Below are 25,126 nucleotides of genomic sequence, written 5' to 3' on the forward strand. Positions count from 1 at the left end.
ATCGATGTACCCGGCGCGGGTCGCCGTGGTCGCGAAGATCGAATCGGATCTGGGCCCCGTCGTCGCATCCGCAGTACACGCGATTCGCGACGCGATCCCGGTCTACCAGTCACTGCAGGGTCCACAATTGGCCGATGTCGAGGCCATCGCGTATTGGTCACTGAGGCGGCTGATGGCCCTGTGGGCGCACGGCGATCGGACGATCGACGACCGCGACCACAAGAGATTCCGAGCCATAGGTTCCGCACGCGCGGCAGACGGGCGGCCGCTGGCCGATGTGCTGCGCGCGTATCGAGTCGCGTCGAGCGTGTTCGTTCGGCACGTGACGACGGAGTATCTGGAAGCACTCGACCCGCCGGACATCGCCGAACTCGGCCTGGGCGTGCTCGACGCGATCGACGCCATATCCGAGGAGATCATCGGTGCGTATGTCATTGCGCGCGAACAGCTCACATCCAACCGTGCGCAGGCGCACGCCGCGTTGCTCGACGACTTGCTGGCTGCCAGACACAACTCACCCGGGGCGGTGTCGGACCGTACTCGCGAACTCGACCTGAAGCTGCCGACGCACCCGAACCTGCTCGTGGTGCAGTCCACCGATCCGGGCCGACCCATGTCCGACGACACCGTCGAGTCTCTGGTGCTTGCGATGGGCCTCGTCCCTCCGGACCGCACCACAACGGCGGATCAACGAACACACTTGTGCACTCGGCGCGAACAACGCGCGATCGCGCTGCTGCCGCCGTCGATCCATCGCGCCGAGGTCGACCTCGCGTGTCGGGATCTGCGGCTGCGCGGATGCCTCGTGGAGAGATCGACCGTTACCGATATCAGCAGTTCGTGGCGACTCGCCTCGGAAGCGCTCGAGACCGCACCGGATCACGCGTTCGACGGCCGGGCACTGCTCGATCAGGGCGACGGTCAGCTGTTGGCACTGTTGACAGCGCGCCCGACCGCCGACACGAGCGAGGTGGTGCGTAGCGTGCTCGGCCCGCTGACCGAGGCAGCGAACGAGCATATCCTGCAGGGCCTTTCGGCCTTCATCTCCACCGGCACAGCAACGGCTGCAGCCGCCCGACTGCAGGTGCACCCGCAGACTTTGCGCTATCGACTGCGCCGCGCTCAGGAACTGACCGGACGGGATCCGCGTTCGGCGTGGCATCGGTTGGCGCTGGACACCGCGATACAACTACGCCAACTCGGTTGACCCGGCTCGGCTGAATTCGGCGTCGTCGGTGGTCATGCGCACACGCGCCCATGACCGATCAGTCGAGCCCGAGTCGTCGATCCCAGGATCACCGACAGGCGGGATCGAGCGATTCAGTTGATGTTCCACGACTCGACAGCGTCGAGTCGCCGGCCGTCGGAGTCGTACGTGTAAAAGCCTTCACCGTCCCCGAGACCGGTCTTTCCCGCGTCGATACCCTTTTGCAGTATGTCGGCAAATTTGACCTGATCCTCGCCACCGTGTGCGCGCGCGATATGTGCTGCGACGTTGAAGCCGACAGTGTCGTATATCTGGAACGGACCGGCGGGTGCCCCGGTGGCTATGCGCCACACGTTGTCGATGTCCGCCGGATTGGCAACCCCGCCGACGTAGAGGTTGGCTCCCGCTTGCAGCAGCGGGATCAGAAGACTGTTCAGCACGTATCCCGGAATTTCCTTTCGGACCGGAACGGGAACGAGACCGATCTCCGAAGCAAAGCTCAGGACGACATCGAAGTAGACAGGATCTGTTGCAGCAGTTGCCATCACCTCACCGGTGTTGTATCGCCACACGAGATTGGCGAAGTGCAATGCGAGAAACTTTTCCGGCCGCCCGGTGGCCTCGGCGAAACTGCTGGGCAGTAGCGACGACGAGTTGGTCACGAAGACAGTTTTCGGCGGGGCGGACGCGCCGATATCCGACCAGACCTTCTTCTTCAGGTCGAGATCCTCCGGAACTGCTTCGATCACCAGGTCGGCATCCGAAACAGCCTCCGCGACGCTGGTGGTGGTCGTGATGGATTCGATGGCCTTGTCGAAGCGCGCCTCGTCGAAAGTCTTCAGGTCACGCTTGTAGTATCCGCGCATCCATTCCCAGCGGTCCGGCAGCTTGGCCAGAAGTTCGTCGGAAATGTCGTATCCCACAACGGTTTTTCCGTGGTAGGCAGCCTGCATCATGATCTGTGAACCGAGCACTCCGGTTCCGAATACGGTCACGTTCTCAACATCGGACATAGACGACACACTTCCCTCTATCGAGTCACTGGTTTCCCGCTCCCCCAGTTCTACCGCTGAGCGCGGAGCCACCGTCTCGTGGGGGCCGACAGCGGATCGACTCGACCGACAACAGCGCTTCGCACTCCACAGGATCGACGGCTCACGCATACTCGAACGATGGCTGTCGATCCCCGCGGAAGAGACCTGAAGCGCTACCTCGAAGAAGATCCCGGCGGTCCGGTGGTGATGCTCAACCTGCTTCGGTTCGCCGAGGGTGGTCGCGACTCCTACGCAGAATATGCGAAAGCACTGGACGAGACTTTCCTCCCGCGCTACGGCGCGACGGTGCTGTACGCGGGCGACGGTTCGACCGCACTTGCCGCCGAGGACGGGCAGGCCTGGGATGCAAGACTCCTGGTCCAGTACCCGTCACGTAGGGCGTTCAGCGAGATGGTGGCCGATCCCGAATATCAGACGGTGACGGCGTTACGGACCGCCGCGTTGAAGGAGGCGGTTCTGCAGGCCACGATTCCGTGGTCGTGAATTCGACCTTCGGCTTCGCATCGTGTTCGCGCCGCGGGGCTTCACGGCGTTGCGAGCAATTTACTGCGGAACAGGTCGAGTACCTGGTCCAGAGCCTGCCGCGTCGGCTGACCCGGCTCGTCGATGAGTCCTTCCGTCACGACGGAGTGCGGCGGTCCGAAGGCTTCCGGATTGAACGAGGAGTCGGGCAATTCCACGGAGACGAATGCGTCGCCGAGTTGTTCCCTCAGAAACTCGAACCGTGCAGGGGGACACATCCTGTCGCCCTGGAACCGCATACCGAGAACAGTGAGATCTCCCGCAGCACAACGGCTTTTCACCTTCGAAAGGTCGCCGGCACTGATGTCGATGGAACGACTGCGTGACTTCGATGCCGCGAACGGAAGTGACGGTTGCGACAGCACCGGCGCGATCAATCGATCGTCGGCGGCCATGGCCAGGGCGAACCCGCCCGTGAAGCACATTCCGATGGCACCGACCCCCGGTCCGCCGCACCGCTCGTGTTCCTCGGCCGCCAGAGCACGCAGCCACACCACGACTCGCGACGACTTGCCGGTGGCCAGGATGGTGAATTCTCGACTGATACACGCCGGCACGATGGCGCGAGAGATCGTTGCCACCGTCCCGAGCACGCCCAGGGGCGCGGTCGAAGGATCCTTGCCGTCGACGCCGAACAGGTGCGGCACGATCGCGGTGCATCCGATCCCGGCGACGGTGCGCGCGAAATCCGCCACTCTCGGCGTGATGCCCGGCATTTCGGACATCACGATGACCGCCGGGCCGGTGCCGATTCGATAGACAGGCGCCGTGCGCCCGTCTGCGGTGAACTCGGTTCGCTCGAAGTCGGCAAGGGCGTCATCTGTCATCGAAGCGGTCCTCTTTCTCGATCGGCGACATCACTGCGAATACTCACGCAGCAACAGGTACAGCGGAAGCGCGAAGCAGATTCCCACCGAGCCGGTACCGACGGGAACCAGCCACCAGTGTTTGACGCCATGATCTTTGGCATCCCCTCTGGACCAGATTCCGAAAGCGATACTGGTGATACCGAGGTCGGCGGTCAGGGCTCGCGTCGGCGTGGACGCCACCCATTCGGAGAAGAACTTCGCTGCGCTGCCCGCGCTCACCCCGTGCTCGCGAAAGTAGCCGACGACGTAGGCATTGGGGACGACGAAGCCGATGACGGTCAGCAGCAGCAGGAGGCGTCGACGAGTGGCGTCTGCGGTTCTCATGACCTCAACGTAGAGCACCGCGCAACACCACCGGCGTGTCGTTCGATTCGACCGAGTCGGCCGGTCCGAGTCAGACGTCTTCGAGCCGGATGCCTTTGGTCTCCTTCATGTAGAAGCAGGCGACTCCGGTCAGGGCAGCGAGGAGCATGATGTACACGCCGAAGACCCAGCCCAGATCCAAGCCGAGGAACAGCTGGTTGAGATACGGTGCGGTTCCGCCGAACACCGCAACCGAGAACGAATAGGCGAATCCGATTGCCTGCGTGCGGAGTCGGGTGGGAAAGCTCTCCGACAACGTCGACGACAGAATCGAGGCCGGGACGGCGATGACGAGCAACGCCACCGTCGACGGCAGCAGCAATGACCACCACTGCGTGGAAATCAGCATCGTCAGCGGGATCTGCAGCACGAACATCAGCACTGCGAATGCCGCCAGCATCGGCCGCCGACCGATCGAATCCGAAAGGCGACCGAAGAACGGTAGCGACACCAGCGCTATCAACTGCGCGACGACGAGCATCCAGTAGGCGGTGTCCGGGTTCATCCCGCGCTGCGTGATGGCGAACGTCGAGACGTAGGAGGTCCAGGTGTAGTGCGCCGCCGTGATTCCCGACGTCATTCCGATCATCAACACGATCGCTTTGACGACGGTCTTACGCGCGATCGGTTCTTGTTCTACCTTGTTCTGCTCCGAGTCGAACACCTCGCTCTCGTCCATGTTCTTGCGCAGGTAGAGAGCGAACAGCGCGAGGAGCGCGCCGAGGAGGAAGGGGATGCGCCAACCCCATTGCCCGACAGCAGAGTCCGACAGGGTGGAGGTGATGACGCCACCCACGGTGTATGCCAGAGCCGATCCACCGAAGATGGCGACGAACGCGACGCTGCCCCACATGCCACGTCGGTTCGGTGGTGCGATCTCGCCGACGTAGGAGTACGCCGTTGCCGACTCGCCGCCGTGCGCGAAACCCTGCATGACGCGTGCGAGCAACAGCAGTACCGAGGCCCAGGCCCCGATCGCACCGTAGGTGGGCATGATGCCGATCAGCAAGCTGCCGGTTGCCATCATCAGCATCGTGGTGACAAGGACGAACTTTCGGCCCTTCTTGTCCGCGATTCGTCCGAACACGATGCCGCCGAGAGGCCGCATCAGGAATCCGACGGCGAACACCGCAAGCGTGGACAGCAATGCCGAGACGGGATCGGCCTGGCTGAACATGGCCGCCGCGATGAACGGCGCGAACACTGCATAGGCACTCCACTCGTACCATTCGAGTACGTTGCCTATCGTGCTGGCGAACAACGATTTCTTCCGTGAGGAAATATCCGGTGCCGAGCGGGTGTCGTGCGATGATCCGACAGTCATGGAGTGCCACTTTCGATCGAATTATTTTTCACAGGAACAGGTTTGAGTGCTGCACGTCGAATCTTCCCGGTCTGGGTTTTGGGAAGTTCGTCGATGATGTGGATGGATTTCGGACGCTTGTACGCGGCCAGTCGTTCACGCGCGAAGGCCATCAGTTCATCCGGCGTCGTGGTGGCGTCGCGCCGGAGTGACACGTACGCCACCACCGATTCCCCTTGATAGTCATCCGGCCTGCCCACCACAGCGGCCTCGAACACCGCTGAATGTTCGTAGAGCGTGTCCTCGACCTCTCGGGGCCACACTTTGTATCCCGACACGTTGATCTGATCCTTGAGTCGGTCGACGAGATACACCCAGCCGTGGTCGTCGATGATTGCCACATCTCCCGTGCGAAGACGGCCGTCTGGCATCGTCGACTCGGACGCGTCCGGATTGCGCCAGTAGCCCGACACCACCTGCGGACCCGAGATCTCCAGTTCCCCTGCGATTCCCGCGGCCGTCGGCTCCCCCGATGGGTCGAGCGTTCGTAACGTCACGCGCGGAAGAGGCAACCCGACGGACAGTGAACCGCTGGCCGCGTCCACCGGCGCGCGCACGCCGGGTGGCACGGCAATGACTCCCGCGGTGGTTTCGGTCATCCCGTATGCGTTGTGGATGTAGCAACCGAATTGGGACTCGAACGCGGCGACGGTGGCGGGCGGAATAGGTGCGCCTCCGGAATACAACGCCTTCACCGACTCGAAGTGGGCCCTCGTCGCACCCTCGGTTGCGGAGATCGCGTTGAACACCGTGATCGAACCGATGGTGTAGGTGACACGATGCTCGACGACAGCGTCGAGAGTGACTGCCGCGTCGAAACGATGCGCGAACACGAGCATGCAGTCGCGGATCAGTGCCACCGCTGCGTCGAGCATTGCGCCGGTGATGTGAAACAGCGGCGCGACGGCAAACACGACGTCGCCGTCGTCGAGACCGGCCCGTTCCCCGAAATCGAGGGCAGTCGCGAAGGCGTTCGCGTGCGAGATCTGCGCGCCTTTCGGCGGACCCGTGGTTCCTGACGTGTAGGCCAGTAGCGCGAGATCGTCCGGCTCGGGATCGATCTCGGGGAAAGATCGACCACGGTAGCGGTCGATCAGACCCATCAGATCGTCGTCGGGCCGGGGTGTCACGCGTGACGTCGACGCAAAGACTCGTGGGTCGTCGCGTGTCTGCAGGTCCAGTCCGCTGGTGCTCACGAGCAGTCGAATCGAACTGCCGCGCAACGTCGCCCCCACAGAATCGAGATCGTGTTCGTCGCAGACGAGCGCGACAGGTTCTGCATCGTCGATCAAGGTGCGAAGTTCACGGTTGCGGTACATCGGGTTGAGGATCAACGCGACCGCCCCGATCTTCCACAGCGCGAGGAACGTCAAGGCGTACTGCGGAATGTTCTGCAGATAGATGCCGACGCGATCGCCCTGTGACACTCCTCGATCGAACAGTGCGGCGGCAAGCGCATCGGACGCCTCGTCCACCTCGCGCACCGTGAGCACCGCGTCGAAGTACGCCAGCGCCGGCCGGTCCGGAGTGTCGGCGACCCGGTTACGCCAGGCGTCGAGAACAGTTGCAGGCCCGGTCGCGCTGTCGAGGGTCATGAACGGCCCTTCCGCTCGAGCAGACTTTCGGCCCACGTGGACCGACCGAACACTCGTTCGGCCTGCTTTCTCGATAGTGTTGCGGATCACAACTTTGGTGTCAACCCGGTGCGTAACCCCCAGCCCTGCTCGCGCTGCCCTCTACGGTGGTCGCATGACCTCCATCGACGGCTGGCGAACGTACGACGGCGCGGCACTGTCCCCAGCGCTGGCGTCGGCCCTGCAGATCTTCGTCGAGCAGGGTTACCACGGCACGTCGGTGCGGCAGATCGCCGCGGGTGCCGGCTTGTCGGTTCCTGGCCTGTACCACCACTTTCCGTCGAAGCAGGCCCTCCTGGTCGGCATCATGAATGCGTCGATGGACGAACTGCTGGACCGAACTCGATCGGCCATGGGCGGGGCGGGTTCGTCGCCGAAGGAACGATTCGACGCGGTCGTGGAGTCCTTGCTGCTGTTCCACATCCATCGCCGCGATGCCGCGTTCGTGTGCTCCACCGAGATTCGCAGTCTCGAGCCGGCCAACCGCGCCGCCTACATCGCCAAGCGCGACGAAGAGCAGCGGTTGCTCGACGCGATCGTCACAGAAGGAGTCGAGTCCGGGGTCTTCGACACCCCGCACCCGGCGGATGCCGGCCGGGCCGTCACCACGATGTGTATCGGGGTGGCCACCTGGTACCGACCCGACGGTCCGCTGACGCCGGCCGAACTGGTCGAGGTGTACCTCGATATCGCACGCCGGACGGTCGGTGCCGCTACCGGTCGGGGCACTGCGCACAGGACGTGAGTTCCTTGACCGGAACCGGCGTATATGTCAGTCTTCAAGCAACCGAGCGAGTGTTCGGTCGGTATCGACCAGGGAGTGCACAATGGCCATCGACCTCACCTTCGACGCAGACGTCGAGAAGCTGATCGACCGAACGCGTACGTTCACCCGGGAGTACGTACTCCCGCTCGAGGATCGATTTCTGGGCAATATCGCCGATGCAGGCGGCGACGTCCTTCGGGTCGAGATGCAGTCCGCAGCCAAGGATGCGGGCGTGTTCGCACCGCATGCACCCGTCGAATACGGCGGGCACGGTTTGTCGATGAGCGACCGCGCACCGGTGTTCGAGGAGGCGGGCTACTCCCTGTTCGGCCCCATCGCACTCAATCTCGGCGCGCCCGACGAGGGCAACGTTCACATGCTGGCGCACATCGCATCACCGGCACAGAAGGATCAGTTCCTTGCCCCTCTTGCCCGCGGCGACCAACGATCGGCATTCGCGATGACCGAGCCGGCACCGGGTGCCGGCTCCGATCCCTCGGCCCTCACCACCGCGGCCGAACGAACCGACGGTGGATGGAAGATCAACGGGCACAAGTGGTTCATCACCGGAGCCGACGGCGCTGGATTCTTCATCATCATGGCCCGTACATCCGGAAAGCCGGGTGACCGAGGCGGAGCCACGATGTTCCTGGCCCCGGCCGACACACCGGGCATCACGGTCGGCCGTCATATCGGCACTCTGGACAAAGCCATGATCGGCGGGCACTGCGAGGTGTTCTTCGAGAACGTCTTCGTGCCCGACGAGAACGTTCTCGGAGCCGTCGACGAGGGCTTCGCCTACGCCCAGGTGCGATTGGGGCCCGCCCGCATGACCCACGTGATGCGGTGGCTCGGAGCCTCGAGACGGGCGCACGACATCGCCGTCGCCCAGGTGGCTCAGCGCGAAGGGTTCGGCGGCAAGCTCGGCGATCTCGGCATGATCCAGAAGATGGTCGCCGACAACGAGATCGACATCGCCGCATCCCGTGCCCTGTTGATCAAGGCCTGCTTCGAGCTGGATCGCGGCGGCCACGCGAGCAACGAAACCTCCATCGCCAAGACGTTCGCCGCCGAGGCAATCTTTCGTATCGTGGATCGCAGCATTCAGATGTGCGGTGGGCTCGGGGTATCGGACGATCTGCCACTGGCACGGCTCTCGCGCGAAGTACGTCCGTTCCGGGTCTACGACGGCCCGTCCGAAGTGCATCGCTGGGCCATCGCCAAACGAGCGGTCGGGGCCGCGAAGCGCGCCGCACAGGAGCAGTCATGACCGACCTACCGGGCATGAACCGCGTTGCTCTGGAACGATTCCTGCGGTCCGAGGGCATCGATGTCGACGGTGAGCTGACGGTCGAGATGATCAGCGGCGGTCGCTCCAACCTGACGTACAAGGCCTACGACGACACCTCGACGTGGGTGGTTCGTCGGCCCCCGACCAGTGGCCTGACGCCGTCGGCGCACGACATGGCCAGGGAGTGGGCAGTGACCGACGCGCTCGCGTCCACCGCGGTGCCGGTGGCCGAGACCGTGGCCTTCGACAGAGACGGTGCCGTACTCGGTGCTCCGATGACGGTGGTCCGTTTCGTTCCCGGGCGCGTCGTGCGCACGCGCGAGGATCTGCGCGATCTGACCGACGAGCAGGTCGCCGACAACGCCGCCGAATTGGTGCGAGTGCTCGCCGAGCTGCATGCCGTCGATCCTGCGGCCGTCGGTCTCGAAAAGTTCGGTCGCCCGAACGGTTTCGTTGCTCGCCAGGTCGCCACGTGGGCGCGTCAGTGGCAGACGGTGAAGACACGGGAGCTACCCGACATCGACCGACTCCACCGCGCCCTCGAAGCCGCGGTGCCCACCACATCGACGGCGTCCATCGTGCACGGCGATTTCCGAGTCGACAATACGATCCTCGATGCCCAGGACGTCAGTTCTGTTGCAGCCGTGGTGGACTGGGAGATGTCCACACTCGGCGATCCGTTGACCGATGTCGCGCTGATGTGCGTGTACCGGCAACCCGTGTTCGATGCCGTTCTCGGTGCCGACGCAGCCTGGACGAGCGACCGCTACCCCTCGGCGGCGGATCTGGTGCAGCAGTACGCCGTTCGATCGGGCCGCGAGGTGGACAACTGGGGCTTCTACGTGGCGTTGGCCAACTTCAAGCTCGGTGTGATCGGTGAGGGCATCACCCACCGCGCACTGTCGGGCTCCGATACCGGTGCCGGAGCACGCAACGCCGCCGAAGCAACTGGAGAATTCATCGCGGCCGGCCTCCGAGCACTGTCGGAGGCCTGACCGCAATACTGTTGCTACACAGCTTCTCTCATGATGCCGATGTGGCGAACGATTCCGGACAGTGCCGGAAGCTCCTGAGGTGCGGACCAGCCGCTCAGGTCGGCGCTGTCGGAGTAGAAGTACTTCTGGTTCGTGTAGTCGTCGTAGTACAACCGCCAGGTACCGTCGGGCAACTCGACGACGGCGGGCCCTTCCTTCAACGGGCCGAAATCGCGGAAGGTGAGGTCCCGAACGTAGGGACCACCCAGAGCGGGCGCGATCCAGTGTTCGATGACCTTGTTGCTCTCACCTTTGGTGAATGCGTGGTAGATCGACCCGTCCTTCACCACCGTGGTGTCGATGTGGTCGTTGACGATTCCCACCAACGGAACCGGCGAGCTCCACGTCGTCAGGCCGGGATCGGTCGCCATCATGAGATACGGCACGAACCCTCCGCCGGCAGACAACGACACGATGATGCTGACGCGGTCGCCCTCGACGAACCACTCCGGTGCCCACGCCTTGGTGGTGAACGGGGACAGAGACGGGAGTTCCGAGGACCCCGCCGAGCCGGTACCCGCCCCGGTCCCGGGCAGCAGCAGGCAGCAGAACGGGATCGGAAGGTTCTGCAAGAATTCCCAATCCACCCGATTTGCGCTGCGCGCAAAGCCGATTTCCGCGCCGCCGCCCGTCGTATATGTCACGTAGTACATACCGTCGGCGGCTCGAAAGATGCTGGAGTCACGAACCACACCGGAGGGCGGCGTGTACGCGGCGGTCTCGACCGTGGTGAAGTCCGTTCCGTTGCTGGACTGGTACACGTCCATGTTGCGATCGCTGTCGTTACTGAAGGCCACCATGGTGTACGTGGCCGCAGGCGCAGCGCTACCCGACCCCGCTGCGCCGAACAACAGCCCGACGGCGGCGACGAGCGTCATGGGAATGGCGAGGGTGTGCTTGCGCAGGGGCCTGATCACCGCTGAAGTATGTACGACGCACGAGCCCCACGAGTAACAACAGTGCACAGTCGTGCCTGTTCGTTACCGAACCCTACGACTGTGCCGAGTACTGAGACACCGGCTTGGCCTGATACATCTCGTGGTCGGCATCGTCGAGAATGTCCAAGGCAGTGCGAGAATCACCACTGCCGACGGTCACGCAGCCGATACTGGCGGTCACCGTCAGTTCTCGGTCTGCCGTCGTGATCGGGGTTGCGAGTTCCGCCCGGACGTCGTCCGCCTCCGACCCCACACAGCACGGCACCACAGCCACGAATTCGTCACCGCCGATGCGTCCGACGAATGCGTCGTCGGGCAGAGCCCGCGTCAACCGCGCGGCCACGATACCGAGTACGGCATCACCGACCGTATGTCCGTGCAGGTCGTTGATGGTCTTGAAGTTGTCGAGGTCGATGAACAACACCGCCATGGCATCCTCCCGACTCGACCGGGACAGCTCCTGGTCGAGCCGCGCCAGAATCAGCGGGCGATTGGGAAGCCCGGTGAGGTCGTCGTGTGTTGCCGCGTGTTCGAGCTTCATGCTCGTCCGATAGGCATCGGTGACGTCGACGAACGTTGCCACGATCGAGGGTGACGGGCCGCCGAAGTTGAGCATGGTCGCAGTCAGAGACAGCCAGAAATGTCGTCCGTCCCGACGGCGTTCGACTCCGATCACCGATTGGCTCGGCTTCCCGGTTCTGCCCGTGACGGCCACGGGGTGTTCGAGTCGCCGAATGGGTTGCTGATCGGTGCCGTACACCCGGAACGGCAGCACAGCGGACTGTCCCGTCGTCGCCGATCCCACCTGGATGTCGAGGATCGTCTTCGCCGCGAGGTTCGCCGACGTGATGCGACCGGCGTGGTCGAGTACGACGACACCTGCCTCCAGCGATTCCACCACGGCGGTGTAATGCTCCTCGGCCCGGCGGACGGCACTCTGGTCGGCGCAGACCAACACCCACCCGTCGGGCATCTGGGCCGCGGAGACCACCATCGCCAACGCCGTCCCGTCCGCGCGCAGATGCGAGTCCCACAGCCGGCCGCCGGCCGCGAGAATGGCCACCGGGTCGCAGGGCACCCCCACTGCATTCGATACGGAGAGGCCGAGCACATCTGCTGCGCGTCGTCCGTAGACCGACTCCGCGGCAGGATTCCAACTGGACACGACCCCGTCGGAGGACACCCCCACGATGGCGTCGCTGACGTGCTCGACCAACGCGGCTTGATAGTGCAGCGCCTTCTGTGCGGCCTTGTGTTCGGTGAGGTCGCGAAGGATGACCTGAAATGCAGGTTCTCCGTTCCACACCGTGCGGACCGAAACCGCCTCCATGGTCAGAGTCGATCCATCGAGGGCGAGTACCTCCGCCTCGGAGGCCGAACTGGCGGTTCCGTGCACGTCCAGGGCGGCGATGCGCTCGAGCATCGGCCCGATCGACGCGGCCGCGATGAAGTCGGTGATCGGACGGCCCACCACCGCACCGAGACTGTCGGCGCGCAGATACCGGAGCCCCGCAGGGTTGACGTAGACAAGGTTGCCTCGCCGGTGGACGACGATCGCGTCGGGCGAGTGTTCGATCAGAACCCGATAACGATCTGCGAGACCGGGCGACCCGGGATCGGCTTCGGGGTCGCCGACGACGTCGCGCTCCCCTGGGGCCATCTGCGGTCCTCGCGTTCGTAGGCGGTCTGTCGACACTCGATTCAACCACTTCTGTGGGCCGAGCCGGAATCTTCTGCACGGTTCGATGCTTATGTCCGTTTTCCGACTGGACCCAGTGCTTGTTTGCGGGGCTAAATCGAGGAACCAGCCGAAAACGGCTCGTACAACTCGAGAAGGAACGGGAATCGATCATGACATCTCACGGCATCGGCATCAGTGGGATCGGCGCAGTGTCCGGCTACGGCTGGGGTACGGCCGCATTGTGGACCGGTCTGGCCAGCGGTAAGGCTGCCGCCACCTTGCACCACAACCGGTCACACCCGGGCCGCAACCCGGTGTGGCTTGCGAAAGTGCCCGACGGCGGACAGACCGACGACGGCACCAGCCGCTTCGGCCGCGCACTGCGCGGCGCCGCACGCGAGGCCATCGACGACGCACTCGCTCGGGGCTGGCGGCCCGGTCGGCGGGTCGGTCTGGTGCATGCGGTCGTCCTGGGTGAAGTGGACGAGTGGCGCAACTTCTATCTGGAGGACGGCGGTGTGCGGCGGGTGCGCGACTACCTGACGCTGATGCCGTCGACCCCGGTATCACTGCTCATGCAGGAGCACGGATTTCACGGCCCGGCGATGAACGTCTCGGCCATGTGCGCGTCGGGCAACGCCGGCCTTCTCACCGCCAAGATGTGGCTCGACACCGGCTTCGTCGACGACGTCGTCTTCGTCGCCACCGACCTGTCTCTGACGCCGGAGAACATCGACCATTTCGTCGCGCTCGGCGTCGGGGTGGTCGACGTGGAACCTCAGGAGGGCTGCCGACCGTTCCAGGAAGGTAGTCGTGGGTTCGGAATGGGCGAAGCAGCAACAGCTTTCGTACTCACCAACCGTAGCGATGCTGCGTACGCGCGGGTACTGGGCGGTTCGATGACTCACGACGCGTTCCACGCGACGTCCATCGACCCGGCCCTGACACAGGTACGGGACTGCTTCGAAGCCGCCTTGACGGACGCCGGTGCCACGGCGCGCCAGGTGCGCTACCTCAATGCGCACGGGCCAGGCACCGCTCAGTGCGATGCCGCGGAAACGGAGATGCTGGAGACGGTGCTCGGCTCACACGCGCAGGTGTATTCGGTAAAGCCGCTCACCGGGCATTGCCAAGGCGCGGCGTCGGCCGTCGAAACCATCTCTGCCGTCATGGGATTCGATCGCGGACTGGTTCCTGCGGCCCCACAGGTCTCCGACGGACACCCGCTGTTGCTCGACGGATTCACCGCGGCCGAGCCAGGTCTGACGATGAAATCCTCACTGGGAATGGGAGGACACAATTCGGTGGTGGTGCTGGCTCCTGCGTGAGCGACGGTCTGCCGGATGGTTCGCGCGCCCGCACCGTCACGGGCGCGCGAGCCCGTTCAGATCGACACCCCGGCCCCACAGATTCCGCATTCCTCGAACTCGACGCGTTTCCACCGCGCAACCGGGACGAAGAACAGCGTGAATTGCTGGTATTGCTTCATTCTCGCCCACTGGGTCGTGTTATGGCACCGCGGGCAGTTTCGCGTTGCGCCAGGGCCGACGTGTTTGCGCTTGCTGCCGAAGCCGAAGAGTAGGAACATCATCCCAGCATAGGTGGCTCGAACGGCTGCCGGACTCGGCGCAGCAGTCGTTCGAGCCACCCTCGCGTTCCGAGGCGGTGGCTCGAACGAGTGCTGGGCCGAAAACTGTCAGCTCGCGATCATGCCGTGCGGGTCGATGACGAATTTCTGTGCGACTCCGCTGTCGAATTCACGGTAGCCGCGCGGTGCGTCGTCGAGAGTGATGACCGTTGCGTTCACCGCCTTCGCAATCGACACTCGTTCTTTGAGAATGGCATTCATCAGTTCCCGGTGATAGCTCATCACCGGGCACTGCCCGGTGGCGAACGAGAGCGACTTCGCCCAACCGGTGCCGAGGCTGAGCGAGAGAGCGCCGCGTTGTGCGGCCTCGTCCACGCCGCCCGGATCGCCGGTGACGTAGAGCCCGGGAATTCCGATGCCACCGCCCGCGGTGGTGATGTCCATCAGCGAATTGAGCACCGTGGCCGGTGCTTCGTGGGACGAGTCTCCGCCGTGTCCGCGAGCCTCGAATCCCACCGCGTCCACCGCAGCGTCGACCTCCGGGACACCGAGGATCTGTTCGATCTGATCTTGCGGCGCGCCCTTGCCCACGTCGACGGTCTCGCAGCCGAACGTTCGTGCCTGCGCCAGCCTGTCGGCGTTCATGTCGCCGACGATCACCACCGACGCGCCCAGCAATTGTGCGCCGACCGCGGCCGCCAGACCGACCGGGCCCGCACCCGCGATGTACACCGTCGCACCGGGTTTCACGCCCGCGGTGACCGCGCCGTGATATCCGGTCGGAAAGATGTCGGAGAGCATGGTCAAGTCCAGGATCTTCTCCATCGCCTGATCCCGGTCGGGGAACTTCAGCAGATTGAAGTCCGCGTACGGTGCCATGACGTATTCGGCCTGGCCGCCCACCCATCCGCCCATGTCCACGTAACCGAACGCAGAACCGGGTCGATCCGGGTTGACGTTGAGGCAGATACCGGTCTTGCGCTCCTTGCAGTTTCGGCACCGTCCGCAGGCGATGTTGAACGGTACCGAGCAGATGTCGCCGACCTTCAAGAATTCGACGTCTCGTCCGACCTCGACGATCTCGCCGGTGATCTCGTGGCCCAACACCAGACCCTCGGGTGCCGTCGTGCGTCCACGGACCATGTGCTGGTCGCTGCCGCAGATGTTGGTCGAGACGACCTTCAGGATCACGCCGTGTTCGCATTTGCGGCCGACATTGGCCGGATTCACGCCGGGGCCATCGGTCAATTCCAGGCCCGGAAAAGCGATGTCCTGAACCTCTACCTTTCCTGGTCCGGCGTACGTCACTGCTCTGTTGTCTGCCACGATTTCTCCTGTTCGACGGTGTCCGGCTGCGTTCGACAGACCGAGATCGCCTGCGCGATAGCTCTTTTCATCTCATCGAGACAATCAACGCGCAGTGATGTGGCCTGCATCACACTATAGTATGCGCACCTACGAATACACGGTGCGTCGCCCGCCGCACGAAGCAATCCGGGGACCGATCTCACTCCCCGGAGCTATCGTCGACCGGTGCCCACCGACGACGATCACAACGAGACCATCACCATCGGACGTTCGCCCGGGGTGGAGGTCGAGGTACTCCCCTACGGCGCGACCCTGCAACGAATGTCGGTGACCGGAGGAGACGGCGAGCGCCGCGACGTTCTCGTCGGCGTGGCGGGCGAGCGTGAGCTTCGTTCGTCCACTGCCTATTTCGGCTCTACCGTCGGCCGGTACGCGAACCGGATCAAGGACGGCCGGTTCGAGATCGATGGGCAGGCGGTGCAACTGACGATCAACGACGGCACCAACCACCTGCACGGCGGAACCGACGGCTTCGACTCACGACACTGGACCGTGGTCGGCCGATCGCCGGATTCGGTCGAGTTCGAGTTGATCAGCCCCGACGGCGATCAGGGCTACCCGGGCGAAGTCCGTGCGCGGGCCCAGTTCTCCGTCACGACCGATCGCGTGCGGCTGGAGTCGACGGCAACGACCACCGCGCCGACGGTGGTGAACCTGACGTCGCACGCGTATCTCGATCTCGATGGCCATGGCATCGATGATCACACCCTGCAGGTGTTCGCCTCGACGTACACCCCGGTCGACACCGAGGGAATCCCGACCGGTGCCATCGAATCCGTCGACGGCACCGCGCTGGATCTGCGCACGCCCGGACGAGTCGGAGACCTGGCCCGAGCCACTCATCCGCAGTTGCTGACCGCCCGGGGTGTGGACCACAACTTCGTCGTCGACGGTACGGGGCATCGGCGTGCGGCGATCCTGAGCTCCGAGCGCAGTCGAACGACACTGGAATTGTGGACCGATCAGCCCGGCGTGCAGGTGTACACCGGCAACTTCCTGAACGGCAGCGATGTGTCCCGACGCGGCTCGATGCTGCGCCAAGGCGACGGCATCGCACTCGAACCCCAGCTGTTCCCCGATTCACCGAATCACCCGAACTTTCCCTCTGCGGTGCTGCGACCGGGCCAGACGTACCGGTCCGTGATCGAGTGGAGATTTTCTGCACTTCACGCTTGAGTGAACGCTCACAAATTTTTGGAATTCAAACGTTTCAAGTCTTGACGCGGCCCGATGTTAACGCTCACACTGTGTTGCACACGTCACAGTGGAGTGGCGACATTGAGGAGATCACCATGGCGTCGAAGACAATTTTTGCGGCGAGCGCGCTCATTCTGAGTGGTGCGATCGTCCTGAGTGCGTGCAGTAGCGGAGGCGGCGACGCGTCCGGCGGCGGTGACGGCGCAACGGTATTGGGCTTTTCCCAGGTCGGTGCCGAGAGCGGATGGCGCACGGCCAACACCACCTCCATCCAGGACGCAGCCAGCGCAGCCGGCATGGAGTTGAAGTTCTCCGACGCGCAGCAGAAGCAGGAAAACCAGATCAAGGCGATTCGCACCTACATCCAGCAGAAGGTCGACGTCATCGCTTTCAGCCCCGTCGTCGAGACGGGATGGGAGCCGGTCCTCCAGGAAGCCAAGCGCGCGAACATCCCGGTGATCCTCACCGACCGCTCCGTCGACACCACCGACGATTCGCTGTATGCCACCTTCCTCGGCTCCGATTTCGTCGAGGAGGGCAAGAAGGCAGGCGATTGGCTGGTGCAGAACAGCGCCACTGCGGACACCACCGGCGACGGCAAGATCAACGTGGTCGAACTGCAGGGAACTACCGGAGCCGCTCCCGCCATCGACCGGGCCGAGGGATTCCGCGACGCCATCGGCGGCCAGTCGAACATCGCGATCACCGCGTCACAGACCGGCGATTTCACCCGTGACGGCGGCAAGCAGGTGATGGAGTCGTTCCTCAACTCCAACCGAGGCCAGATCGACGTCGTCTTCGCCCAGAACGACGACATGGGCCTGGGCGCAATCCAAGCCATCGAAGCAGCCGGGCTGGTACCCGGAAAAGACATCAAGATCATCACCGTCGACGCCGTCAAGGACGGAATGCAAGCACTGGCGGACAAGAAGATCGACTTCATCGTCGAGTGCAACCCACTTCTCGGACCGCAGCTGATGGAGCTCACGGACAAGGTCGTCAAGGGCGAGGACGTTCCCAAGAGGGTCGTCACCGAGGAGACCACCTTCACGCCCGACCAGGCGGCAGCAGTACTCGCCGACCGCCAGTACTGAGAGTCGACGCATGCATACCGACACCGTTCCCACCGCGGAGCCGATCCCCAGCACAGAGCCGACTCCGCTCGTGGAGATGAAAGACATCTCGATCACCTTCGGTGCCGTCCGAGCCCTCGACGGGGTGTCGTTGCGGCTCTTCCCCGGCGAGGTGCATTCGCTGATGGGTGAGAACGGTGCCGGTAAATCGACGTTGATCAAGGCACTGACCGGGGTCTACTCGATCGACAGCGGAACGGTCACGATCGACGGAACCGAACACGAGTTCGCGACGCCGAGCGCGGCCCAGGCTGCAGGTATCAGCACCGTCTACCAGGAAGTGAACCTACTTCCGAATCTGACTGTCGCAGAGAACATGCTCCTGGGCCGCGAGCCCCGACGCCTACCCGGAAAACTGTTGGGGGCCATCGGCGGTATCGACACGCGAGCGATGAACCGCCGTGCCAGAACGACTCTCGACCGGCTGGGCCTCGACATCGAGCCGTCGTCGGTCCTCGGGGACCATCCGATCGCCGTGCAACAGCTCGTCGCCATCGCCCGCGCAGTCGATGTCGACGCCCGCGTCCTCATCCTGGACGAGCCGACCTCGAGTCTGGACAAGGACGAGGTCGAAACCCTGTACTCCGTCATCGAACGGCTGAGGGAAGACGGAACCTCGATCGTCTTCGTGTCGCACTTCCTCGACCAGATCTACCGGATCTCCGATCGAATGACGATCCTGCGCAACGGAAAGCTCGTCTCCGAGCGCCTGGTCGCCGACACTCCGCAGTTCGAGTTGGTCGAGTTGATGATCGGTCGGGAACTGGACACCTTGCGCGAACTCGACAGCCGCGAGCCGGTGAGGGTTTCCGACGAACAGACGCCCGTCGTGGAAGTGTTGGGCATCGGACGCAAGGGCGCACTGGAAGCAACCGATCTGCGTCTTCATGCGGGACAGGTCGTCGGCATCGCCGGTCTGCTCGGGTCCGGCCGTACCGAGCTTGCTCGCCTGCTCGGTGGAGCCGATCGATCGGACTCCGGATCGATCGAAGTGCATGCGACCAAGCACCGCATTCGCAGTCCACGCCAGGCCGCCGATCAGCGCATCGCCCTCACCAGCGAGGATCGCAAGGCCGACGGTGTGGTGGCCGATCTGACGGTGGCCGACAACATGCTGCTCGCTCTGCAGGCCAAGCGTGGATGGCTTCGTCCCATCCCCCGTGCCACCCGCACCAAGCTCGTCAAGGAATACATCTCTGCACTCGACATCAGGCCCGCCGATCCGAACGCGTTGATGCGCAACCTGTCCGGCGGCAACCAACAGAAAGTGCTCCTCGCCCGCTGGCTCATCACCGAACCCGAACTTCTGATTCTGGACGAACCGACACGCGGAATCGACATCGGTGCCAAAGCGCAGATCCAAACCCTGGTGGCCGACCTGGCCGCGCGCGGAATGTCGGTGGTGTTCATCTCCGCCGAGCTCGAAGAGATCCTGCGCCTCAGTGACCGCATCGTGGTCATGCGAGATCACCGCAAGATCGACGAACGTATCAACGACGGTGTGTCGGTCGGCGACGTGCTCGCCACCATCGCAGCCGGGGTGCGCACCGACGAACCCGTCGCGGCCGCCACTTCGACCACCGACAGGAATGTCGCATCATGACCGAAACCCTCGAACCATCGGCCGGCGCGCCCGCTCGCGCACGTGCCGCCCTCGCCCAGCCGGTCGTCTGGCCGCTGCTGGCTCTGATAGCTCTGATCGTCGTCAATGTCGTTGTGACACCGGACTTCCTCGACATTCGAATCGAAAACGGTGGCCTGTTCGGAAACATCGTCGATATCGCACGCAACTCCGCGCCGCTCATTCTGGTGGCCGTCGGCATGACGCTGGTGGTGGCAACCCGCGGCATCGACCTCTCCGTGGGCGCAGTGGCAGTCATCGCTGCCGCCGTTGCGTGTACTCGCATCGTCGCGGCACCGGACGAGGGTGCCACCACGACGATGATCATGGCTGTCGTCTGGGCACTGGGAGTATGTCTGCTGCTGGGTCTGTGGAACGGCCTTCTGGTGTCGGTCTTCGGGATTCAACCCATCATCGCGACGCTCATTCTGATGGTCGCCGGTCGTGGCCTGGCCATGTTGATCACCGACGGAAACATCACGACCGTCAACAACCCGGCTTTCAGCACGCTCGCGTCGGGGACGCTTCTCGGACTTCCACTGGCCCTGATCATCGCTCTCGTGGTCGTGGCAGCAACCGCACTGTTGACCCGGCGGACCGCACTGGGGATGCTCGTCGAAGCCGTCGGAATCAACCCGGAGGCAAGCAGATTGGCCGGTGTCCAGTCGCGGACGATCGTCTGGACGGTCTACGTGTTCGCCGCGGTGTGCTCGGGAATGGCCGGTCTGATCATCGCTGCGAACACCAACTCGGTGAACGCGAACAGTCTGGGCCAGTGGATCGAGCTCGACGCCATCCTCGCTGTCGTCATCGGCGGCACTGCTCTGACCGGTGGTCGATTCTCCATCGCCGGCACCGTCGTCGGTGCCCTGCTCATCGGCACACTCACGCGCACCATCACCAATGTCGGTATCCCCTCCGAGGCCAACTACCTGTTCAAAGCGGTCGTCATCATCGTGGTCTGCCTGTTGCAGTCACCACGAGCCCGCGCATCACTGCGGACGTGGTTCCGCACCGACTCCACCAAGGCGGTACGACCGTGAGCGACCTCATGACTGCTCCCCCCACGACTACCGCGGCAGCACCGAGCACCGCGCCCTCGACCTGGGACCGCGTGAAACGGTACTCCCCACCGTCTCGGTTTCTGCCGGTCATCGCCACGTTCGCGCTGTTCGTCGGTCTGTTCGGACTCGGCGAATTCCGCTACAGCGGCTTCGCCGATCCACAGGTGTTCCTGTCACTGCTGATCGACAACTCGTTCCTCATCGTCCTCGCGGTAGGGATGACCTTCGTCATCCTCACCGGCGGAATCGATCTCTCCGTTGGGTCCGTCGTCGCACTGTCGACGATGATCGCCGCGCGCACACTGCAATTGGGCTGGCCACCGCTGCTGGTCATGGCCGTGGTGTTGCTGTGCGGTGCCGTGCTCGGCACCGTCATGGGTGCCCTCATCCACTACCTGCAGATTCAGCCGTTCGTCGCCACACTCGCGGGGATGTTCCTCGCCCGGGGCCTGTGCTACATGATCGGTGTCGAGTCGATCCCGATCACCGACGACACGTTCTCCTCCATCGCATTCGCCGTCATCGAACTACCCGGCGGCTACACCATCACCTGGAGCGTGGTGATCGCGCTGGTCACGGTGGCGATTGCTGCATACGTGTTGGCCTGCACTCGTTTCGGACGTTCGGTCTACGGCATCGGTGGCAACGAGGCGTCCGCGCTGCTGATGGGGCTCAAGGTGGCGGCCGTGAAAGTCGGCGTCTACACGATCAGCGGATTCTGCGCGGCGCTCGCCGGCCTACTGTTCTCCTTCTACGCACTGTCGGGCTACAGCCTCAACGCCGTCGGCATGGAGCTCGACGCCATCGCTGCGGTGGTGATCGGCGGAACGTTGCTCACCGGTGGGCGCGGGTACGTCCTCGGCTCGCTGGTGGGGGTCCTGATCCTCGGTGCCATACAGACTTTCATCGCCTTCGACGGAACCCTGAGCTCGTGGTGGACGCGAATCACGATAGGAGTGCTGCTCCTGGTGTTCGTTCTCGCCCAACGTCTGCTGACGGCGAGAAAGAGGTGACCAACACAGGGATCGACGGTAAGGCACCCGTCATGACCGACGTCGCCCGATTGGCCGGGGTATCCCATCAGACGGTCTCGCGGGTCATCAACGGTCAGAACAACTTACGCCCCGAAACCCGCGACCGGGTACAGAATGCCATCGACCAACTGGGCTATCGTCCCAACCGTGCCGCCAGGGCACTGGCCACCAAACGCTCCGCGTCGATCGGAATTATCGGCTCCAAAGGCGGGTTCTGGGGGCCGAGCACCACGCATCGCACCGTGCAGAGCGCGGCACGTGATGCCGGATTCTCCGTCAGCGCAGTCAGTCTCGCAACGCTGACACACGACGAACTCGTCGGCGCACTGCATCACCTGCACGACCAGGGCGTCGAGGGCATCGTGTTGATCGCCGCCACCGACGACGCTGTGGCGGCGGCTCGATCGGAGGAGTCCGTCGTTCCCGTCGTGGTCGTCGAAGGTGACCCCTCCACCTCGACCTGGACTGTGGGCATCGATCAGATCGGCGGCGCTCGGTTGGCCACCCGACACCTGATCGAGGCAGGTCACCAACGCATCGTGCATCTGTCCGGCCCGCAGGGATGGACCGAATCCCGCGGCCGTGAACAAGGGTGGCAGGATGCGCTCGACGAGGCCGGGCTGGCGTGGACACCGGTCCTCCGCGGCGACTGGTCCGCACGCAGCGGCTACGAGAACGGGCTCCGCCTCGCCGAGGACCACACCGTCACGGCCGCGTTCTGCGCCAACGACCAGATGGCCCTCGGCTTGCTGCGCGCCTTCCACGAGAGCGGCCGCCGTGTGCCCGAGGACTTCGCCGTCGTCGGATTCGACGACATCCCCGAGGCTGCTTTCCTGATCCCACCACTGACGACGGTCCGCCAGGACTTCACCGAAGTCGGCAGACGCGCAATCGACGTCCTGCGCGCGGCACTGGACAACACTGCCGCACCCGAGGCGTCCATCGATCCTGAACTCGTCGTTCGATCGTCCAGCACCACTGCACCGAAACCGTCCACAACCGTTGCACCGCAACAAGGAGAATCGCATGTCCAATGACCGCTACACGGTAGGAGTGGACTACGGCACTCTCTCCGGCCGTGCCGTAGTCGTCCGTGTGTCCGATGGTGCCGAAATTGCATCTGCCGTACACGAATACAGCCACGCCGTACTCGAGGAGACCCTGCCCGGCAGTACCGTGCGACTTCCCGACGCGTGGGCTCTGCAGGTGCCGGACGACTATCGCGACGTCCTACGCCGCGCCGTCCCCGCTGCGATGGCCGCCGCGGGCATCGCGCCGGAGCAGGTGGTGGGCATCGGGACCGACTTCACCGCATGCACCATGGTGCCGACCTACGCGGACGGCACGCCGCTCAGCGAAGACCCGCGGTTCGTCGATCGCCCACACGCATACGTCAAACTGTGGAAACACCATGCGGCGCAGGGACAGGCCGACCGGATCAACGAACTGGCCGCCCGTCGCGGTGAGAGCTGGCTCCCCCGCTACGGCGGCTTGATCTCCTCGGAATGGGAATTCGCCAAGGCGCTGCAGATTCACGAGGAGGACGCCGAGATCTACGAGGCCATGGACCGGTGGGTCGAGGCGGCCGACTGGATCGTCTGGCAACTGTGCGGAAACTACGTGCGTAATGCCTGCACCGCGGGATACAAGGGCATCTATCAAGACGGCAAGTACCCTTCCGTCGATTTCCTCACCGAGCTCGCGCCCGGGTTCGGTGGGTTCGTAGCCGAGAAGCTCGACCAACCACTGGGCGAATTGGGCTCGCGTGCAGGCACGTTGACCGCCGAGGCCGCGGCATGGACGGGATTGCCCGAGGGCATAGCCGTCGCGGTCGGAAACGTGGATGCGCACGTCACGGCCCCGGCTGCGGGTGCCGTCGAATCGGGCCGCATGGTCGCCATCATGGGAACATCCACCTGCCACGTCATGAGTTCGACCGTGTTGAACGACGTTCCGGGTATGTGCGGCGTCGTCGACGGCGGCATCGTCGCGGGGTCGTACGGGTACGAGGCCGGCCAGAGCGGGGTCGGCGACATCTTCGGGTGGTTCACCCGCACCGGAGTTCCCGCGTCCTACAGTGAAGCGGCAACTGCCGCAGGCGAGTCCGTGCACGAATACCTGACGCGGCTCGCGTCGGCCCAAGAGGTGGGCGAGCACGGTCTGGTCGCGCTCGACTGGCACAGCGGCAATCGGTCGATCCTGGTCGATCACGAACTGTCCGGCCTGGTCATCGGATCGACGCTCGCGACGCGGCCCGAGGACACCTACCGCGCACTGCTCGAGGCAACGGCGTTCGGTACCCGCGTCATCGTCGAGACGTTCCGCGACAGCGGCGTTCCCGTCGAAGAATTCGTCGTGGCGGGAGGGCTGGCCCGCAACCCACTGCTGATGCAGATCTACGCCGACGTGCTACGAATGCCGCTGTCCGTCATCGCGTCCGCGCAGGGCCCCGCCTTGGGCTCCGCCATCCACGCGGCAGTGGCCGCAGGCTGTTACCCGGACGTGCCGGTGGCGTCGAAATCGATGGGCAAGGTTCGCCGCGGTGCATTCGTTCCGGACGAGTCCCGGTCGACGGCATACGACTCGCTGTACGAGATCTACCTGGAACTGCACGATCGCTTCGGTCGGGACGTACCGACGATGCGCCGGCTGCGATCACTGCGTCGCGCAGCCCTGACGAGGAAGCTGGAAGCGAAATGACAGTTGTCGACGATGTTCGCGAGGTCGTCGAGGAGATTCGCAAGGACGTGTGCGCACTGCATGCGGAACTGGTGCGCTACGGACTGGTCGTGTGGACGGCGGGCAACGTGTCCGCGCGCGTTCCCGGTCGAGACCTCATGGTCATCAAGCCGAGCGGCGTCTCCTACGACGACCTGACACCGGGCAACATGGTGGTGTGCGATCTGCACGGTCGAGTGGTCGAAGGAGACCACGCGCCGTCCTCGGACACCGAGGCGCAGGCATACGTCTATCGGCACCTCGACCACATCAACGGTGTGGTGCACACTCATTCGCCCTACGCGGTGGCGTGGGCCGCGCGAGGAGAACCCATTCCGGTCGTGACCACGATGTGCGCCGACGAATTCGGCGGTGACATTCCGGTGGGTCCGTTCGCCGTGATAGGCGACGACTCGATCGGGCGCGGCATCGTCGACACCCTCGCAGACAGCCGCTCTCCGGCAATACTCATGCAGAACCACGGTGTCTTCGCGGTTGGCCCGTCGGCCCGATCTGCGGTTAAGGCTGCGGTCATGTGCGAGGACGTGGCCCGATCGGTGCACCTGTCATATCAACTGGGACAACCGCTTCCCATCCCCCGCGCGTCGGTCGACGCACTCTACGACCGCTACCAGAACGTCTACGGCCAGCGCTGATCAGCGCCACATTTTTCCACGGAA

At 64.1% G+C, this 25,126-nt stretch carries 23 protein-coding genes; 14 read left to right on the forward strand and 9 right to left on the reverse strand.

Annotated features, from left to right (window positions below):
• Positions 1-4: 4 nt before the first annotated feature.
• On the forward strand, positions 5-1,207 hold the full coding sequence (locus CH266_RS03630; protein WP_143547391.1) for a helix-turn-helix domain-containing protein: 1,203 nt from the start codon (positions 5-7) through the stop codon (positions 1,205-1,207).
• Positions 1,208-1,320: 113 nt separating this feature from the next.
• Here CH266_RS03630 and CH266_RS03635 read toward each other — a convergent pair whose 3' ends face one another.
• Positions 1,321-2,220 carry a 3-hydroxyacyl-CoA dehydrogenase gene (locus tag CH266_RS03635; protein ID WP_094714736.1) on the reverse strand — a complete coding sequence of 300 codons (900 nt, stop codon included), beginning with the start codon at positions 2,218-2,220 and terminating at the stop codon, positions 1,321-1,323.
• 159 nt (positions 2,221-2,379) lie between these two features.
• Between CH266_RS03635 and CH266_RS03640 the strand changes: the two genes are divergently transcribed.
• On the forward strand, positions 2,380-2,745 hold the full coding sequence (locus CH266_RS03640; protein WP_094714737.1) for a DUF1330 domain-containing protein: 366 nt from the start codon (positions 2,380-2,382) through the stop codon (positions 2,743-2,745).
• A gap of 41 nt (positions 2,746-2,786) precedes the next feature.
• On the opposite strand, the gene CH266_RS03645 is transcribed toward CH266_RS03640, so the two are convergent.
• The 4 genes from CH266_RS03645 to CH266_RS03660 form a co-directional block, all read right to left on the reverse strand.
• Positions 2,787-3,611, reverse strand: coding sequence for a dienelactone hydrolase family protein (locus CH266_RS03645; RefSeq protein ID WP_094714738.1), 825 nt, complete (start codon positions 3,609-3,611; stop codon positions 2,787-2,789).
• A gap of 30 nt (positions 3,612-3,641) precedes the next feature.
• Positions 3,642-3,977: a DUF2834 domain-containing protein gene (locus CH266_RS03650; RefSeq protein WP_135046238.1), complete on the reverse strand. Its 336-nt coding sequence runs from the start codon at positions 3,975-3,977 to the stop codon at positions 3,642-3,644.
• Positions 3,978-4,047: 70 nt separating this feature from the next.
• Positions 4,048-5,340 carry an MFS transporter gene (locus CH266_RS03655; protein ID WP_094714739.1) on the reverse strand — a complete coding sequence of 431 codons (1,293 nt, stop codon included), beginning with the start codon at positions 5,338-5,340 and terminating at the stop codon, positions 4,048-4,050.
• Positions 5,337-6,974 carry a class I adenylate-forming enzyme family protein gene (locus CH266_RS03660; protein WP_094714740.1) on the reverse strand — a complete coding sequence of 546 codons (1,638 nt, stop codon included), beginning with the start codon at positions 6,972-6,974 and terminating at the stop codon, positions 5,337-5,339. Before CH266_RS03660 ends, CH266_RS03655 begins: the two co-directional genes overlap by 4 nt.
• 154 nt (positions 6,975-7,128) lie before the next feature.
• Here CH266_RS03660 and CH266_RS03665 point away from each other — a divergent pair, with 154 nt between their 5' ends.
• From CH266_RS03665 to CH266_RS03675, 3 genes are all read left to right on the forward strand, one after another.
• Complete coding sequence (locus CH266_RS03665; protein WP_094714741.1) at positions 7,129-7,758, forward strand: TetR/AcrR family transcriptional regulator; 630 nt, start codon at positions 7,129-7,131, stop codon at positions 7,756-7,758.
• A gap of 82 nt (positions 7,759-7,840) precedes the next feature.
• Positions 7,841-9,049 (forward strand): acyl-CoA dehydrogenase family protein, encoded by a 1,209-nt coding sequence (locus CH266_RS03670; RefSeq protein ID WP_094714742.1) that lies wholly within the window; start codon positions 7,841-7,843, stop codon positions 9,047-9,049.
• On the forward strand, positions 9,046-10,065 hold the full coding sequence (locus tag CH266_RS03675; RefSeq protein ID WP_094714743.1) for a phosphotransferase family protein: 1,020 nt from the start codon (positions 9,046-9,048) through the stop codon (positions 10,063-10,065). The genes CH266_RS03670 and CH266_RS03675 overlap by 4 nt, the downstream gene beginning before the upstream one ends.
• Positions 10,066-10,079: 14 nt before the next feature.
• Here the strand turns inward: CH266_RS03675 and CH266_RS03680 are convergent, their stop codons facing one another.
• Both CH266_RS03680 and CH266_RS03685 read right to left on the reverse strand, forming a co-directional pair.
• Positions 10,080-10,982, reverse strand: coding sequence for an arabinofuranosidase (locus tag CH266_RS03680; RefSeq protein ID WP_094714812.1), 903 nt, complete (start codon positions 10,980-10,982; stop codon positions 10,080-10,082).
• 112 nt (positions 10,983-11,094) lie between these two features.
• A complete protein-coding gene (locus tag CH266_RS03685; RefSeq protein WP_032408124.1) occupies positions 11,095-12,702 on the reverse strand; it encodes a diguanylate cyclase domain-containing protein in 1,608 nt (535 codons plus the stop codon).
• Between the two features lie 191 nt (positions 12,703-12,893).
• Here CH266_RS03685 and CH266_RS03690 point away from each other — a divergent pair, with 191 nt between their 5' ends.
• Complete coding sequence (locus tag CH266_RS03690) at positions 12,894-14,051, forward strand: beta-ketoacyl synthase N-terminal-like domain-containing protein (RefSeq protein WP_094714744.1); 1,158 nt, start codon at positions 12,894-12,896, stop codon at positions 14,049-14,051.
• A 56-nt stretch (positions 14,052-14,107) separates the two neighbouring features.
• Here CH266_RS03690 and CH266_RS03695 read toward each other — a convergent pair whose 3' ends face one another.
• On the reverse strand, positions 14,108-14,314 hold the full coding sequence (locus tag CH266_RS03695; RefSeq protein ID WP_032368853.1) for a zinc-ribbon domain-containing protein: 207 nt from the start codon (positions 14,312-14,314) through the stop codon (positions 14,108-14,110).
• A 105-nt stretch (positions 14,315-14,419) separates the two neighbouring features.
• Complete coding sequence (gene fdhA / locus CH266_RS03700) at positions 14,420-15,637, reverse strand: formaldehyde dehydrogenase, glutathione-independent (RefSeq protein ID WP_027496167.1); 1,218 nt, start codon at positions 15,635-15,637, stop codon at positions 14,420-14,422.
• Positions 15,638-15,844: 207 nt separating this feature from the next.
• On the opposite strand from fdhA, the gene CH266_RS03705 reads away from it, so the two are divergent.
• The 8 genes from CH266_RS03705 to CH266_RS03740 all read left to right on the forward strand — a co-directional run bounded on the left by CH266_RS03705 (position 15,845) and on the right by CH266_RS03740 (position 25,102).
• Positions 15,845-16,855, forward strand: coding sequence for an aldose epimerase family protein (locus CH266_RS03705; protein WP_176456998.1), 1,011 nt, complete (start codon positions 15,845-15,847; stop codon positions 16,853-16,855).
• Positions 16,856-16,971: 116 nt separating this feature from the next.
• Positions 16,972-17,970, forward strand: a complete 999-nt coding sequence (locus CH266_RS03710; protein WP_094714813.1) for an ABC transporter substrate-binding protein — start codon at positions 16,972-16,974, stop codon at positions 17,968-17,970.
• Between the two features lie 10 nt (positions 17,971-17,980).
• The gene (locus CH266_RS03715) at positions 17,981-19,612 is read left to right on the forward strand and encodes a sugar ABC transporter ATP-binding protein (RefSeq protein WP_094714746.1); all 1,632 of its coding nucleotides are present in this window, start codon (positions 17,981-17,983) and stop codon (positions 19,610-19,612) included.
• Positions 19,609-20,673 (forward strand): ABC transporter permease, encoded by a 1,065-nt coding sequence (locus CH266_RS03720; protein WP_080730100.1) that lies wholly within the window; start codon positions 19,609-19,611, stop codon positions 20,671-20,673. Before CH266_RS03715 ends, CH266_RS03720 begins: the two co-directional genes overlap by 4 nt.
• Before the next feature lie 8 nt (positions 20,674-20,681).
• Positions 20,682-21,707 carry a galactofuranose ABC transporter, permease protein YjfF gene (gene yjfF, locus CH266_RS03725; protein ID WP_080729065.1) on the forward strand — a complete coding sequence of 342 codons (1,026 nt, stop codon included), beginning with the start codon at positions 20,682-20,684 and terminating at the stop codon, positions 21,705-21,707.
• Positions 21,704-22,765: a LacI family DNA-binding transcriptional regulator gene (locus tag CH266_RS03730; protein ID WP_255175832.1), complete on the forward strand. Its 1,062-nt coding sequence runs from the start codon at positions 21,704-21,706 to the stop codon at positions 22,763-22,765. Before yjfF ends, CH266_RS03730 begins: the two co-directional genes overlap by 4 nt.
• Positions 22,755-24,428, forward strand: a complete 1,674-nt coding sequence (gene araB / locus CH266_RS03735) for a ribulokinase (RefSeq protein WP_094714747.1) — start codon at positions 22,755-22,757, stop codon at positions 24,426-24,428. The genes CH266_RS03730 and araB overlap by 11 nt, the downstream gene beginning before the upstream one ends.
• Positions 24,425-25,102, forward strand: coding sequence for an L-ribulose-5-phosphate 4-epimerase (locus CH266_RS03740; RefSeq protein ID WP_032401214.1), 678 nt, complete (start codon positions 24,425-24,427; stop codon positions 25,100-25,102). The genes araB and CH266_RS03740 overlap by 4 nt, the downstream gene beginning before the upstream one ends.
• The last annotated feature ends 24 nt before the right edge of the window (positions 25,103-25,126 follow it).

This window comes from Rhodococcus sp. 06-1474-1B (assembly GCF_002258885.1).
GTDB classification, from domain to species: domain Bacteria; phylum Actinomycetota; class Actinomycetes; order Mycobacteriales; family Mycobacteriaceae; genus Rhodococcoides; species Rhodococcoides fascians.